We start from the raw sequence: 14,870 nt of genomic DNA, 5'->3' as shown, positions 1-14,870 counted from the left end.
TCCTCGTCCCCATGTCCGGAAGGGTAACCGTGCGAATCACCGGTACCGGCCACGCCAGCATGTTCATCGAGACCGCCGCGGGAACGATCCTGTGCGACCCCTGGGTGAACCCCGCGTACTTCGCGTCGTGGTTCCCCTTCCCCGACAACTCGCAGCTCGACTGGGACGCGCTGGGCCGGGCCGACTACCTGTACGTCTCGCACCTGCACCGGGACCACTTCGACGAGGAGAACCTCACGAAGCACATCAGCAAGGACACCACGGTCCTGCTGCCGGAGTACCCCACCTCCGAACTGGAGTCCGAGCTGCGCGCCCTGGGCTTCCACAAGTTCATCAAGACCGTGTCCGAGGAGATCGTGGAGCTCCCCGGCGGCGTCAAGGTCATGATCCAGGCCCTCACCAGCCCCACGGACGGCCCCATCGGCGACTCGTCGCTGTGGGTCGAGGACGCCGACGGCACGCGCCTGCTCAACCAGAACGACGCCCGCCCCACCGACATGAGCGTGTTCCTCAAGCACGGCAGGATCCACGCCCACCTGCTCCAGTTCTCCGGCGCGATCTGGTTCCCGATGGTCTACGAGCTGCCCGACAACGCCAAGCGCGCCTTCGGGAAGCAGAAGCGCGAGCGCGGCTTCGACCGCTCGCTGCGCTACATCGACGACGTCAAGGGCGACTGGGTCTTCCCCATCGCCGGTCCCCCCTGCTTCCTCGACGACGAGCTGTACCAGTTCAACGACGTGTTCGGCGACGAGGGGAACATCTTCCCCGACCAGATGTCGTACGTCCAATGGCTGGAGCAGCAGGGGCACGACAAGAACATCATCCTGCTGCCCGGGTCCGTGGCCGAGGTCTTCGCCGACGGGCGGGGCTCGGTCGAGCACCCCGTGGACGACATCAAGCAGTGGTTCGAGAACAAGAAGCAGCACCTCGACGAGTTCAAGGAGCGGATGCAGCCGCGCATCGCCGCGGAGAAGGCGTCCTGGTCCCACCCCGAGATCGACGTCCTGGAGACCCTCCGCGAGCGCATCGAGCCGCTCATGGAGTCCGCCGAGCACATCGCCACCGGCATCGGCGGCCCCGTGCGCTTCGACCTGACCGCGCCGGACTCCGACGAGGTCGTCGAGTCGATCGTCTTCGACTTCCTGGAGCGCAAGATCCACCCCGACGACGGGGGGAAGGTCCGCTACCGGTTCCGCACCGAGCGGCGCCTCATCGAGCACCTGCTCCACATCCGCGAGGTCGACTGGGTCAACTCGCTGTTCCTGTCGTGCCGCTTCACCGCCGCGCGCATCGGCCAGTACAACGAGTACGTGTACGCGTTCTTCAAGTGCCTCAGCGAGGAGCGCCTCCAGTACGCCGAGGGCTGGTACGCCGAGCAGCGCCCCGACGACGAGGACATCACCATGAACGGGTGGCAGCTCCAGCGCCGCTGCCCGCACCTCAAGGCCGACCTGTCGGTGTTCGGCAAGATCGAGGAGGGCGTCCTCACCTGCCAGATGCACGGCTGGAAGTGGAACCTCAAGTCCGGCAAGTGCATGACCTCCGTCGGGCACGACATCAGGTCCTGCCCCGCCGACGAGGCCCCCGCCGCCTCCTAGACGAGAAGCCAAGGGCCGGAACGCATCGCGATCCGGCCCTTCGCGCTACCCCTCGATGCCGAAGTCGTGCATCATCGCCATGATCTGCGTCTTGTAGAACTCGTCGATGTTCTCCTGCACCGGCAGGGACCCGAACGCCTCCATGACGACCAGCCCGAACACCCGCACCCACGCCGAGGTGAACGTGAAGATCCACGACAGCGGCAGCGGCTCGCCCACGATGAACACCGAGCACTTGTCCGTCAGCTCGCGCTGGAGGTTTTCGGAGATCTCCGGCATCTCGACCGGCCCGGCCGCGGGCAGCTCGCCGGTCTCGGTCTTGCGGTAGAACGCGGCCATCTCGCGCCCGCACAGCTGCGAGTGCTCCAGGGACTTCAGGGTCACCGGGTCGACGTTCTCGGGGGACTGCTCCAGGCGCACGCCGTTGATCCCCATGGCGCTGTTGGACTCCGGGTAGGAGATCATCAGCTCGAACTCGCGCCGGTTGCCCACGGCCCAGGCCCGGAACGCCCAGATCCAGGACTTCATCCGTTCGAGGTGGGCGTCGGGCGGGGAGGCGTCCATCGCCTTCCTGGTCTCGGCGATAAGTTCGTCGTAGAGGTCGCAGCAGATGGCGACGAGCAGCGCGTCGAGGTTGTCGAAGTACCGGTAGAGGGCCGCCGGGGTGACTCCCACCTCCCGTGCGATGGCGCGGAGGGAGATCCCGCTCGGACCGTGCTCCTGGAGCTGGCGCCGGGCGCTCGCCTTGATCTCGGCGATGGTCTCCGCCCGCATGCGCTCGCGGCGGGTCGGGCCACCCGCGGTGTTGGAAGTCACTGCTCTCCTCTGTTTACGATTCAGTTAACGGCGTTGACTCTATGAGGGGCGTTCATTAGAGTAAACGGCGTTAGCTAAATTATCGACGCTTACCATCGTACCGCCGGGTCGCGCTTCGGCACCAGCGGTCGCAGCCTCCCTCTCCGTTGAACACCCATAGGAGAAACCTCATGTATTCCCTGCTAGGCCGGGCGGTCATCAAGACCCGCTGGGTGATCCTGGCCGGCGTCCTCGCGGTCTTCGCCATCGGCGCGACCTGGGGCCTCGGCGTCTTCGACGAGTTCACCGACGGCGGGTACGTCTCCCAGGAGTCCCGCTCCGTCGTCGACGCCGAGGCGATCGAGGACGAGTTCGGCTCCATCGGCGCCGAGGTCGTGGTCCTGTACTCCTCCGACACCCTCACGGTGGACGACCCGGCCTTCGCCGACGCCGTGCAGAGCGCGGTCGCCGACATCAACGGCATCGACGAGGTCGAGAGCGCCGCGTCCTACTACGAGACGGGTCAGGAGGGCTGGGTCGCCGAGGACCGGCACGCCACCTTCGTCCCGGTCACCCTCGCGGGCGCCTCCGACGAGGAGCGCGCGGGCGTCTTCTCCGGCATCGAGCAGGAGCTGCGCGACGCGGGCGACACCGGGGACCTGGAGGTGCGGCTCGGCGGCGGCGCGGCGATCTTCGCCGACCTGAACGAGCAGGTCCAGCACGACCTGGAGATCGCCGAGATGATCTCCATGCCGATCCTGCTGCTCATCATGATCCTGGTCTTCGGCGCACTCGTGGCCGCTTCGCTGCCGCTGCTCATCGGCGGCATGTCGATCCTCGGCGGCTTCGCGATCACCCGCGTCATCACCGAGTTCACCGACGTGTCCGTGTTCGCCGCCAACGTCATCACCATCATCGGCCTCGGCATGTCCATCGACTACTCGCTGTTCGTGCTGCGCCGCTTCAGGGAAGAACTCGCGCAGGGCCGCGACAAGCGCACCGCCGTCCTGAACACCGTCGCCACCGCCGGGCGCACCGTCATGGTCTCGGGCCTCATCATCGTCCTGTCGATGGGCGGACTGCTCCTGGTCGACGTGCCGTTCCTGCACGGCATCGCGTACGGCGTCATGTCGGCCGTCGGCGTCGCCATGCTCGCCGCGCTCGTCGCCCTCCCCGCGGTCCTGTACCTCTTGGGCCACAACGTGGACAAGGGCCGCCTGCCGTGGCGCCGCAACGCCGCGCCGAAGACCGACACCGGCTTCTGGCACGGCCTCGCCGCGGGCGTCATGCGCCGCCCCGTGCTCGTCCTGCTCCCCGTCCTCGCGTTCATGGCGCTCCTGGCGAGCCCCATGCTCGACATGCAGTTCGGCGGCGTCGACGAGCGCGACATGCCCGAGGACGCCGAGTCCCGCGTGGTCACCGAGACGATCGCCGCCGACTTCCCCGGCGGCGACGAGGAGACCTTCCAGGTCATGGCGGTCGGCGACGCGGCCGCGGCCGCCGAGGTCCAGTCCGAGCTCGAAGCGCTCGACTTCGTCGACGGGGTGCGGCCCGCGGCCGAGCCGACCGCCGACGCGACGCTCTTCGAGGTCCTCTACGACCTCGACCCGTTCAGCGCCGACGCCCGCGGCCTCATCGAGGACGCCCGCGCGATCGAGGTCGACGGGGCCGACCTGTACGTCACCGGCGGCGCCTCCGACCGCGTCGACATGCTCGACGCCATCGGCGAGGGCCTGCCGTACATGCTCGGGTACATCGTCATCGTCACGATGGTGGTGCTGTTCCTCGCGTTCGGCTCGGTCCTGCTGCCGATCAAGGCGGTCCTGATGAACGCCGTCTCGCTCGGCGCCGCCCTCGGGATCGTGGTGTGGATCTTCCAGGAGGGCCACCTCTCGGACCTGCTGGGCTTCACGCCTTCGGGCTACATCGACCCGTCGAACCTGTTGCTCATGATCGCGCTGCTGTTCGCGCTCGCCACCGACTACGAGGTGTTCCTGCTGTCGCGGGTGCGCGAGGAGTGGGACCGCGGGGCCGACAACCGGACCGCCGTCCTGCGCGGCATGCAGTCGACGGGCTCGATCATCACCGCCGCGGCGGCGATCCTCATCGTCGTGGTCGGCGCGTTCGCGTTCAGCGGCATCACGTTCATGAAGATGATCGGCCTCGGCATGGCCGTGGCGATCCTGCTGGACGCCACCGTGGTCCGGATGCTCCTCGTCCCCGCGACGATGCGCCTGCTGGGCCGCGCCAACTGGTGGGTCCCCGGCCCGCTGGGGCGCCTGTACGCGAAGTACGGCATCAAGGAGTCCGACGAGGCCCCTGCGGCCGAGGAGCGCACGCCCGTCAAGGTCTGAGCGCCGACCGAACCTGCACACCGGGAACCAGGGGCCCGTCCGGAGCGATCCGGGCGGGCCCGTTCCGTTGCGGGAGTGGCGCGTTCCCGGCGCGTCCCGGTATGCGGCCCGACCTGGGCGCCCGTCCGAACAATATCCAAGAATTTAAGTTGAGCCATTGACTTTAGGCAAGCGGTTGCATAGATTGATGTGATCTAGGAGCCAACCCCCTCCGAAAGGTCCCAATACCCTATGACCGACAACGATGTCGCTGTGGTGCGCCCGAAGCAGCGCAGCTCGGGCCCACCGCCCGAGACCGCCGCGCCCGCGCCGCCCCCGGCCCCGAACAAGGGCCGCGGGACGATCCGCACGCGCGAACGCTGGGCCGCCCTGAGCTTCATGTCCCCGTGGATCATCGGCCTGCTCGCCATCACCATCGGGCCCATGGTCGCCTCGTTCTACCTCTCGTTCACCGACTACAGCCTCGGCTACGGCGAATGGGTCGGCGGCGAGAACTACGCCCGGATGCTCGACGACCCGCGGCTCGCCAACGCCGTCAAGGTCACCGCGGTCTACACGTTCGTGTCGGTGCCGCTCCAGCTCGCCGCCGCGCTCCTGCTCGCGATCGTCCTCGACCGGGGCCTGCGCGGGATGAGCTTCTACCGCTCGGTGTTCTACCTGCCCTCGCTGCTCGGCGGCTCGGTGGCGATCGCCATCATGTGGCGCCAGATCTTCGGCACCGAGGGCCTGGTCAACCAGCTGCTGGCGATGTTCGGCATCCAGGGCGAGGGCTGGGTCTCCCACCCCGACTACGCCCTCGGCACCCTGATCATCCTGCACGTGTGGACGTTCGGCTCGCCGATGATCATCTTCCTCGCGGGACTGCGCCAGATCCCCACCATGTACTACGAGGCGGCCAAAGTGGACGGCGCCGGACCGGTGCGCCGCTTCTTCAGCGTGACGATCCCGCTCCTGACGCCCATCATCTTCTTCAACCTGGTGCTCCAGATCATCAACTCGTTCCAGTCCTTCACGCAGGCGTTCATCATCTCCAGCGGCAAGGGCGGCCCGGCGGACTCCACGATGTTCCTGACGCTGTACCTCTACGACCAGGGCTTCACCCAGTTCGACATGGGCTACGCCTCCGCGATCGCCTGGCTCCTGCTCGCGATCATCGCGATCTTCACCGCGCTCAACTTCCTGATGTCGAAATTCTGGGTGTTCTATGGCGACAACGACTGAGACGACGACGCTCCCCGCCGCTCCGGCCCGCCGCCGTGAGCGCGGCGCCGCGACCGGCCTGCGCCGCTTCGTCTTCCACCTGCTCCTGACCGTCGCCGCGATGGTCATGATCTACCCGCTGCTGTGGATGCTCTCCGCCAGCTTCAAGCCCATCGACGAGATCTTCACCGACCCCGGCCTGATCCCCTCGACCTGGGAGTGGTCCAACTACTCCGAGGGCTGGAACGCCCTGCCGCACCCGTTCGAGAAGTACATCTGGAACTCGATGGTCATCGTGGCCGGCTCCATCGTCGGGAACCTGGTGTCCTGCTCGATGGCCGCCTACGCCTTCGCGCGGCTGCGGTTCCCCTTGCGCGGCATGATGTTCGCCATCATGCTCGGGACCATCATGCTGCCGATCCACGTGGTGATCATCCCGCAGTACATCCTGTTCAACAACCTCGGCTGGGTCGACACGTTCTGGCCGCTCATCGTCCCCAAACTCCTCGCCACCGACGCGTTCTTCGTGTTCCTCATGGTCCAGTTCATCCGCGGCCTGCCGCGCGAACTCGACGAGGCCGCCTCGATCGACGGCTGCGGCTACTGGGGCACCTACCTGCGGATCATCATGCCGCTGTGCATGCCCGCGCTCGCGACGACCGCCATCTTCACGTTCATCTGGACGTGGAACGACTTCTACTCGCAGCTGATCTACCTGCGCGACGTGGACCTCCAGACCGTGCCCCTGGCGCTGCGCCTGTTCATGGACTCCACGGGCACCACCAACTGGGGCGCCCTGTTCGCGATGTCGATCGTCGCACTGGGCCCGATCTTCGGGTTCTTCCTCGCCGGCCAGCGGTACCTCGTCCGGGGCATCGCCACAACCGGCATCAAGTAACATCCGGCATACATTCCCTCACATAGTCCTGAAAGGACCGAAGCATGCGCAAACCCAACCCCTCGGGCGTCTCGCGGAGGACGCTCGCCAAGGCCGGGATCTTCGGCGCTGCGGCCGCACCCCTCCTAGCGGCCTGCGGCAACGGCGGCGGCGGCGCCGACGAAGGCGACGGCGAGCTGGACTTCTGGTGGTGGGGCTCCGACCCCCGCCACGAGTACACCCAGCAGATCATCGACGCCTTCCTCGCCAAGAACGAAGGCGTCACGATCAAGCCCAGCCCCAACGAGTTCGACGCCTACTGGGACGCCCTGAACGTCTCCGTCTCGGGCAACAACGCCCCCGACGTGCTCCAGCAGGACGACCGCTACCTGCGCGACTACGCGGACAAGAACGCCCTCCTGGCCCTCGAAGAGCTCGACATCGACCTGTCGAACATCGAGGACGCCACCCTCAAGACCGGGCAGTTCGACGGCAAGACCTACGGCATCCCCACCGGCGTCAACGCGTTCGCGCTCCTGGTCAACCCGGCGCTGGTCGAGGCCGCAGGCGTCGCCATGCCCGACGACACCGCCTGGAGCTGGCAGGACTTCCTCGCCTGGACCGCCGACCTCTCCTCGAAGGGCGACGCGATCGGCAGCTCCGGCCTCTCCCTGAGCAACGAGTCGCTGTTCAACGTGTTCGCCCGCCAGAAGGGCGAGAGCCTCTACACCGACGACGGCACGCTCGGCTTCACCGAGGCCACCATGAACGAGTGGTGGCAGATGGTCCTCGACCTCCAGGCGGCCGGGGGCATCCCCGAGTCCTCCAAGATCGTCGAGTACGCGGCCGCGGGCCAGGACCAGTCGCCGCTGGCGACCGGCACCGGCGTCTCGGAGTTCTACTGGACCAACCAGATCGGCGCGATCCAGACCGTCCTCGGCTCCGACCTCGTCCTGCTGCGCCCGCCGGGGGAGTTCACCGGCAGCCAGCCCGGCCTGTTCCTCAAGTCGGCCATGTTCTGGTCCGCCGCGCGCACCACCTCCGACCAGGCGGCGGCGGGCAAGCTCATCGACTTCCTGCTCAACAGCGACGAGTCCCTGGACCTCATGCTCGGCGACCGCGGCCTGCCGGCCAACATCGCCCAGCGCGAGCGGATCCTCCCGCAGCTCCCGCCGGACCAGAAGCTCGGCGCGGACTTCATCGCGGCGATCACCCCGGACCTCGCCGAGGGGCCCGCGGTCCCGCCGGTCGGCTCCGGCGCCGCCGCCGACATCATGCGCGGCGTCTACGAGGGCCTGCTGTTCGGCAGCGCCACGGTCGAGGAGTCGACCGCGTCGTTCATCGACCAGGTCAACACCGCCATCGGCGCTTAAGCGCCCTTAGCACCGCACGACGCGAGGGGACGGGCCGCGCCCGTCCCCTCCCGCATGCCGCACGGGTATCATTGGACCGATGACCAGCCAGTTCGTGCTCACACTCTCGTGCCCCGACCGCCTCGGCATCGTGTACGCCGTCTCCGGGTTCCTCACCCGCCGCGACGCGAACATCGAGGACTCCCAGCAGTTCTCCGAGCACGGATCCGGCCGCTTCTTCATGCGCGTGGAGTTCAGGACCGGGCACGAGCGGGACGAGCTGGCCGTGGAGTTCGCCGAGATCGCCCGCGAGTTCGACATGGACTGGCAGCTCACCGACCGGGCCGTCAAGCCCCGCGTCCTCATCATGGCCTCCAAGCAGGGCCACTGCCTGAACGACCTGCTCTACCGCTTCCGCATCGGCGCCCTCCACGGCGAGGCCGCCGCGGTCGTCTCCAACCACCCCGACTGGGCCGACCTCGCAGCGTCCTCCGGCGTCCCCTTCCACCACCTGCCCGTCGGCCCCGGCGGCAAGGCCGCCCAGGAGCAGGAGATCCTCGACCTCATCGAGGCCGAGCGGATCGACGTCGTGGTCCTCGCCCGCTACATGCAGATCCTCTCGCCCGAGTTCTGCGCGAAGCTCCCCGGCCGCATCCTCAACATCCACCACTCGTTCCTGCCGAGCTTCAAGGGCGCCCGCCCCTACCACCAGGCCCACGCCCGCGGCGTCAAGCTCATCGGCGCGACCTGCCACTACGTCACCTCCGACCTCGACGAGGGCCCCATCATCGACCAGGAGGTGGCCCGCGTCGACCACGCGATGACCCCCGAGGACTTCGTCTCCGCCGGGCGCGACCTCGAATCGACCTGCCTCGCCCGCGGCCTCGCCGCCCACCTCGATCAGAGGATTCTGCTCAACGGCCACTCCACGGTCGTTTTCCGCTAGCGGATAATGGCCGCGTGACAGCCGCGAATGTAGAGCAGCGCGAGATCGTGCTCCTGGGGTCCACCGGCTCCATCGGCACCCAGGCCATCGACATCGTCCGCGCCAATCCCGACCGCTTCCGCGTGACCGCGATCGGCGCGGGCGGGTCCAACCCCGCCCTCCTCGCCGAGCAGGCCGTCGAACTCGGCGTCGAGGCCGTGGCCGTGGCCGACGCGACCGCCCTCGAAGCGGTCCAGCTGCGCCTGTTCGCCGCCGCGAAGGAGCGCTCCTGGGACACCGGGGGCTTCAAGATGCCGAAGCTCATCGCCGGACCGAACGCCATGACCGAGATCGCCGCCTGGCAGGCCCACACGGTCCTCAACGGCATCAACGGCTCCATCGGCCTCGCCCCGACCCTCGCCGCCCTCGAAGCGGGACGCCAAGTGGCCCTTGCCAACAAGGAGTCCCTCGTCGCCGGGGGCCCGCTCGTCGCCGCGGCCGCCGCCCCCGGCCAGCTCGTCCCCGTCGACTCCGAGCACTCCGCGCTCGCCCAGTGCCTGCGCTCCGGGACTCCCGAACGCGTCGCCAAGCTCGTCCTCACCGCCTCCGGCGGGCCTTTCCGCGGCCGCACCCGCGACGAGCTCGCCGACGTCACCGTCGAGCAGGCCCTCGCCCACCCCACGTGGGCCATGGGCCCGGTCGTCACCATCAACTCCGCGACCATGGTCAACAAGGCCCTCGAAGTCATCGAGGCGCACGAGCTGTTCGGCATCGGCTACGACGACATCGAGGTGGTCGTCCACCCCCAGTCGGTGATCCACTCCATGGTCGAGTTCACCGACGGCTCCACCATCGCCCAAGCCTCCCCGCCGGACATGCGCCTGCCCATCGGCCACGCCCTCGCCTGGCCCGACCGCCTCCCCGGCGCCGCCCGCCCCGTCGACTGGACGCAGGCCGCCGACTGGCACTTCGAGCCCCTCGACGCGACCGCGTTCCCCGCCGTCGCCCTCGCCAAGGACGCCGGCCGCGCGGGCGGCCTGAGCCCCGCGGTCTACAACGCCGCCAACGAAGAAGCCGTCGCGGCGTTCCGCGACGGGCGCCTCCCGTTCCTCGGCATCGTCGACACGATCGCGCGGGTCCTCGACGCCGCCCCCGAGTTCGGCAAGCCCGCGAGTGTCGCCGACGTCCTCGAAGCGGAGAACTGGGCGAGGTCGAGCGCCCGACGGCTAGTCTTGGACGCGTCCGAGCGTTAGAAGGAGCTGCATTGGCCGCCTATATCACCGGGATCGCCCTGTTCGCGCTGGCGATCCTCATCTCCGTGAGCCTCCACGAGTTCGGGCACATGCTCACCGCGAAGGCGTTCGGCATGAAGGTGACCCGCTACTTCGTGGGCTTCGGGCCGACCCTGTGGTCCTTCCGCAAGGGCGAGACGGAGTACGGCGTCAAGGGCGTCCCGCTCGGCGGCTTCGTCAAGATCGTCGGCATGACCCCCCTCGAAGAGGAGGAGGAAGACCTCGACGAGAAGGACCAGAAGCGGGTCTTCTGGCGCAAGCCGCTGTGGCAGCGCACGATCGTGCTCGCCGCGGGCTCGGTCACCCACTTCATCCTCGGTTTCGTCGTCCTGTGGATCCTGGTCGCCTTCGTCGGGATCGGCGTCAACCCCGCGTACGCCTCGGCCCAGAGTGAATCGGAGAAGAACGTCGCGGTCGCGGTCGCCCCGTGCGTCGTCACCAGCGACCCCGACTCGGGCACCGCCGGGGACTGCGCCGAGGGCCAGATCGAAGGCCCCGCGTACACCGCGGGGATCGAGGACGGCGACGAGATCGTGAACGTCGGCGGAACCGCCGTTGACAATTGGGACTCGCTCATCGCCACCGTCTCCGACCTGACCCCGGGCGAGGCCGTCGCCGTCACCGTCGACCACGAGGGCACGGAGAAGACCGTCGAGGTCACCCCGTACGCCGCCGAGGTCGAGAACGAGGACGGCACCGTCGAGACCGTTGCGCGCCTTGGCGTCATCGTCTACGTCGACCCCGCCATCCCGTACACCGCCGAGGGAACGGGCCCGATCGCCGGGATCGGCGAGACCGTCTCCTACACCGGCGACATGTTCCGCGAGACGTTCGTCGCGCTCGGCCAGCTGCCCTCGAAGATCCCGCCGCTGTGGGACGCGATCATGGGGGAGGAGCGCTCCGAGGACACGCCCGTGAGCGTCGTGGGCGCCTCCCGCCTGGGCGGCGAGATGGTCCAGTACGACCAGTGGGCGATGTTCTTCATGCTGCTGGTGGTCCTCAACTACTTCATCGGCGTGTTCAACCTGCTGCCGCTGCTGCCCATGGACGGCGGACACATCGCCATCGCCTGGTACGAGAAGTTCCGGTCGTGGGTGGCCGCGAAGCGCGGCAGGCCCGACCCGGGCCGAGTGGACTACTTGAAGCTGATGCCGCTGACCTACGCTGTGATCGTCCTCCTGGGCGGCTTCATGCTGCTCACCATCACCGCCGACATCGTCAACCCGATCACTATCTTCAACTGACCAGCGAATCTGGGTGGAGACTAGCTCTATGACCGCAGTGAACCTCGGTATCCCCACCAAGCGCCACGATCACGAGATCGAGCCCCTGGCGCCCCGCCGGACGACCCGCCAGCTCAACGTCGGCGGTGTGCTCGTCGGCGGCGGCGCCCCGATCAGCGTCCAGTCGATGACCACGACCCGGACCTCCGACATCGGCCCGACGCTCCAGCAGATCGCGGAGCTGACCGCCGCGGGCTGCCAGATCGTGCGGGTCGCGTGCCCGACGCAGGACGATGCCGACGCGCTCAAGGTCATCGCGAAGCAGTCGCAGATCCCGGTGATCGCCGACATCCACTTCCAGCCGAAGTACGTGTTCGCGGCGATCGACGCGGGCTGCGCGGCCGTGCGCGTCAACCCGGGGAACATCAAGCAGTTCGACGACAAGGTCGGCGAGATCGCCAAGGCCGCGAAGGACGCCGGGACGCCGATCCGCATCGGCGTCAACGCCGGTTCGCTCGACAAGCGCCTGCTCCAGAAGTACGGGAAGGCCACGCCGGAGGCCCTCGTCGAGTCGGCGCTGTGGGAGGCGTCGCTGTTCGAGGAGCACGACTTCCGCGACATCAAGATCTCGGTCAAGCACAACGACCCGGTCGTCATGGTCAAGGCGTACCGCCTGCTCTCCGAGCAGTGCGAGTACCCGCTGCACCTGGGCGTCACCGAGGCCGGGCCCGCGTTCCAGGGGACGATCAAGTCCGCGGCGGCGTTCGGCGCGCTCCTGTCGGAGGGCATCGGCGACACCATCCGCGTCTCGCTCTCGGCCCCGCCGGTCGAGGAGGTCAAGGTCGGCAACCAGATCCTGGAGTCCCTGGGCCTGCGCGAGCGCGGCCTGGAGATCGTCTCGTGCCCCTCGTGCGGGCGCGCGCAGGTCGACGTGTACACCCTCGCCGAGCAGGTCACGGCCGGGCTCGAAGGGCTGCCGGTCCCGCTGCGCGTGGCCGTCATGGGCTGCGTCGTAAACGGCCCCGGCGAGGCCCGCGAGGCCGACCTGGGCGTCGCGAGCGGCAACGGCAAGGGCCAGATCTTCGTCAAGGGCGAGGTCATCCGCACCGTGCCCGAGTCGCAGATCGTGGAGGTGCTCATCGAGGAGGCCGTGCGCCTCGCCGAGGAGATGGGCGCCGACCTCCCCGACGAACTGAAGGAGCTCGCGGGACCGGTCGTCAAGGTCCACTGAGTGTCGGATGGCCGACTCCCGACATCGGGACGGTTCCCTACGCTGGAGTACAGCGGCAGTTCACGCCGGGTGCGAACCGGACATCCCGCTCATCGTGTGCAGAATTCCACATTGGTGACTCGGGGGATTCCGCCTGCCCGCCCCGGGGCGCCACGCATAATGACTGTCGTGCATGCACCCGTGGAAGGGGAGCCATCGACATGGGCAAGATCGAGCGCCAGATATCCGAGGGCGTCACCAAGTACTACTGGTACCCCGGCGAGAAGGTCGACTGGATCCGGGGCGTCCTGACGCTCCTCGGCGGCGGGCTGCTGTTCGCGCTGATCTACGTCGTCACGAAGAACACGCTCCTCGCCGCGGTCGTGGCGGGCACGGCGGTCCAGGCGGTCGTCGGCGCCTACCTCGGCCGCCGCGACGCCGCGGGGCTCTCGGAGTTCCACGACCCGGCGACCGAGCGGCGCGAGGCCGTCATCGACGGCACCCGCGCGGCCTGGCGCGGCACGCTCCAGGGCCTGCTGTGCGCGGGCTCGGCGATGCTGGTGCTCAACATGCCGCACACCGGGTTCCTCGCCGACTGGGTGCTCCCGTTCGTGCCCTCGATCATCGGCGCCCTCGCGCACTCCGGCGGGATGCTGTGGGAGCGGCTCGCGCAGGAGGTCACGGCCCCCGAGGCGGCCGCTGCCGCGGCGGCGGACGCCGACGCCGAGGCGCCCACGAAGGAGCTCGAAGCGGCCTAGCCGCTTCGTCCGAAAGGCCCGCGCCCCTGACGGGGGGACGCGGGCCTTCGGCGTTCGCGGGGAGTGGTGAGCCGACGCAGGGCGACTGCACGCCGCCTGGGTTGGACAGGCGGGGCGCTCGACCGCGGGAGGTGTCGTACACCGCCGCCCCGGTCGGAACCGGACGGCGGAACTACCGCGGGAGCAGCGCCCCGCGTCGGCTCGGTAGGAGAGAGTCCTCGCGGGGTCCGGCCTGCTCAAGGAGCGGACCGGTGCCCTCAGGATGCCCATTCCGGACTCGAAACGCAAGAGGTTTTCTCGTCGCGAACCGCACTTTTGCGCGTCGTCTCCGTAACGGTGCAACAGCCGCCCCGCAGGTCCCGCGCCCCACGCGGCTAGCATGTGCCGATGAGTTCCCGTCCCGCCCTGCGCCCCGGAAAGCAGAGTCCCCGCCGGAGCGTTCCCGAGTCGATCAGCCGCCCCGAGTACGTCGGGAAGCCCGGCCCGGCGCCGTTCACCGGCACCGAGGTGAAGGACGCCGAGACGATCGCGAAGATGCGCGTCGCGGGCCGCATCGCCGCCGACGCGCTCGTGGAGGCCGGGAAGGCCGCCGTCCCCGGCGCCACCACCGACCGGATCGACGCCGTCGTCCACGAGTACCTGTGCGACCTGGGCGCCTACCCCTCGACGCTCGGCTACCGCGGCTTCACCAAGTCCTGCTGCACCTCGCTCAACGAGGTCATCTGCCACGGCATCCCCGACTCCACCGTGATCCGCGACGGCGACATCGTCAACGTCGACATCACCGCCTTCATCGGCGGCGTCCACGGCGACTGCAACGCCACGTTCCTCGCCGGGGATGTCTCCCAGGAGGCCCGCGACCTCGTCGAGCGCACCTGGAAGGCCACCTGGCGCGGTATCAAGGCCGTCAAGCCCGGCCGCCAGCTCAACGTCGTCGGCAAGGTCATCGAGGCGTACGCCTCCCGCTTCGGGTACGGCGTGGTCCGCCAGTTCACGGGCCACGGCATCGGCACCGCGTTCCACTCCGGGCTCTACGTGCCCCACTACGACAACCCCGGGCTCACCGTCGAGATCGAGACCGGCATGACCTTCACCATCGAGCCGATGATCAACCTCGGCACCGCCGACCACGACATGTGGGACGACGGCTGGACCGCCGTCACCAAGGACCGCAAGTGGTCCGCCCAGTTCGAGCACACGCTCCTGGTCACCGGCGACGGCTACGAGATCCTCACCCTCCCCACCGAGGGCGCCCCCGCCGGGACCCCCGCGGGCCAGGTGTAGCG

Annotated in this window: 12 protein-coding genes; 11 read left to right on the top strand and 1 reads right to left on the bottom strand. The window is 68.7% G+C overall.

Going from position 1 to position 14,870, the window contains the following annotated elements; translation table 11 throughout:
• The first annotated feature begins 29 nt into the window (after positions 1-29).
• A complete protein-coding gene (locus tag WA640_RS01710) occupies positions 30-1,598 on the top strand; it encodes a Rieske 2Fe-2S domain-containing protein (RefSeq protein WP_335985783.1) in 1,569 nt (522 codons plus the stop codon).
• A 45-nt stretch (positions 1,599-1,643) separates the two neighbouring features.
• On the opposite strand, the gene WA640_RS01705 is transcribed toward WA640_RS01710, so the two are convergent.
• Complete coding sequence (locus WA640_RS01705; protein ID WP_335985782.1) at positions 1,644-2,414, bottom strand: TetR/AcrR family transcriptional regulator; 771 nt, start codon at positions 2,412-2,414, stop codon at positions 1,644-1,646.
• Between the two features lie 170 nt (positions 2,415-2,584).
• On the opposite strand from WA640_RS01705, the gene WA640_RS01700 reads away from it, so the two are divergent.
• From WA640_RS01700 to map, 10 genes are all read left to right on the top strand, one after another.
• On the top strand, positions 2,585-4,747 hold the full coding sequence (locus WA640_RS01700) for an MMPL family transporter (RefSeq protein WP_335985781.1): 2,163 nt from the start codon (positions 2,585-2,587) through the stop codon (positions 4,745-4,747).
• A 231-nt stretch (positions 4,748-4,978) separates the two neighbouring features.
• Entirely contained in the window at positions 4,979-5,968 is a 990-nt protein-coding gene (locus WA640_RS01695; protein WP_106362132.1) for a carbohydrate ABC transporter permease, read from the top strand.
• The gene (locus tag WA640_RS01690; protein WP_106362133.1) at positions 5,952-6,845 is read left to right on the top strand and encodes a carbohydrate ABC transporter permease; all 894 of its coding nucleotides are present in this window, start codon (positions 5,952-5,954) and stop codon (positions 6,843-6,845) included. The genes WA640_RS01695 and WA640_RS01690 overlap by 17 nt, the downstream gene beginning before the upstream one ends.
• Positions 6,846-6,889: 44 nt before the next feature.
• Positions 6,890-8,197 carry an ABC transporter substrate-binding protein gene (locus WA640_RS01685; RefSeq protein ID WP_335985779.1) on the top strand — a complete coding sequence of 436 codons (1,308 nt, stop codon included), beginning with the start codon at positions 6,890-6,892 and terminating at the stop codon, positions 8,195-8,197.
• 79 nt (positions 8,198-8,276) lie between these two features.
• Positions 8,277-9,122, top strand: a complete 846-nt coding sequence (purU, locus tag WA640_RS01680) for a formyltetrahydrofolate deformylase (protein ID WP_335985778.1) — start codon at positions 8,277-8,279, stop codon at positions 9,120-9,122.
• Positions 9,123-9,169: 47 nt separating this feature from the next.
• Positions 9,170-10,354, top strand: a complete 1,185-nt coding sequence (gene dxr / locus WA640_RS01675; RefSeq protein WP_442904675.1) for a 1-deoxy-D-xylulose-5-phosphate reductoisomerase — start codon at positions 9,170-9,172, stop codon at positions 10,352-10,354.
• A gap of 11 nt (positions 10,355-10,365) precedes the next feature.
• The gene (locus tag WA640_RS01670; RefSeq protein WP_335985776.1) at positions 10,366-11,637 is read left to right on the top strand and encodes a M50 family metallopeptidase; all 1,272 of its coding nucleotides are present in this window, start codon (positions 10,366-10,368) and stop codon (positions 11,635-11,637) included.
• A gap of 28 nt (positions 11,638-11,665) precedes the next feature.
• On the top strand, positions 11,666-12,847 hold the full coding sequence (ispG, locus tag WA640_RS01665; protein WP_106362138.1) for a flavodoxin-dependent (E)-4-hydroxy-3-methylbut-2-enyl-diphosphate synthase: 1,182 nt from the start codon (positions 11,666-11,668) through the stop codon (positions 12,845-12,847).
• Between the two features lie 200 nt (positions 12,848-13,047).
• Positions 13,048-13,584 carry a hypothetical protein gene (locus WA640_RS01660; protein ID WP_106362139.1) on the top strand — a complete coding sequence of 179 codons (537 nt, stop codon included), beginning with the start codon at positions 13,048-13,050 and terminating at the stop codon, positions 13,582-13,584.
• A gap of 387 nt (positions 13,585-13,971) precedes the next feature.
• On the top strand, positions 13,972-14,868 hold the full coding sequence (gene map, locus WA640_RS01655) for a type I methionyl aminopeptidase (RefSeq protein WP_335985775.1): 897 nt from the start codon (positions 13,972-13,974) through the stop codon (positions 14,866-14,868).
• Positions 14,869-14,870 lie beyond the last annotated feature (2 nt).

The sequence above is a fragment of the Glycomyces sp. MUSA5-2 genome (assembly GCF_037034145.1).
In the GTDB taxonomy this organism is placed as follows: domain Bacteria; phylum Actinomycetota; class Actinomycetes; order Mycobacteriales; family Micromonosporaceae; genus Glycomyces; species Glycomyces artemisiae.
The sequence above is the reverse complement of the archived record's forward strand: the minus strand, read 5'-3'. Positions and strand labels throughout refer to the sequence as shown.

What these genes read in the sequence shown, in the direction of transcription:
- WA640_RS01700 (WP_335985781.1), top strand. Translation starts at nt 2,585, where the DNA reads ATGTATTCCCTGCTAGGCCGGGCGGTCATCAAGACCCGCTGGGTGATC.
- WA640_RS01695 (WP_106362132.1), top strand. Translation starts at nt 4,979, where the DNA reads ATGACCGACAACGATGTCGCTGTGGTGCGCCCGAAGCAGCGCAGCTCG.
- WA640_RS01690 (WP_106362133.1), top strand. Translation starts at nt 5,952, where the DNA reads ATGGCGACAACGACTGAGACGACGACGCTCCCCGCCGCTCCGGCCCGC.
- WA640_RS01685 (WP_335985779.1), top strand. Translation starts at nt 6,890, where the DNA reads ATGCGCAAACCCAACCCCTCGGGCGTCTCGCGGAGGACGCTCGCCAAG.
- purU (WP_335985778.1), top strand. Translation starts at nt 8,277, where the DNA reads ATGACCAGCCAGTTCGTGCTCACACTCTCGTGCCCCGACCGCCTCGGC.
- ispG (WP_106362138.1), top strand. Translation starts at nt 11,666, where the DNA reads ATGACCGCAGTGAACCTCGGTATCCCCACCAAGCGCCACGATCACGAG.
- WA640_RS01660 (WP_106362139.1), top strand. Translation starts at nt 13,048, where the DNA reads ATGGGCAAGATCGAGCGCCAGATATCCGAGGGCGTCACCAAGTACTAC.
- map (WP_335985775.1), top strand. Translation starts at nt 13,972, where the DNA reads ATGAGTTCCCGTCCCGCCCTGCGCCCCGGAAAGCAGAGTCCCCGCCGG.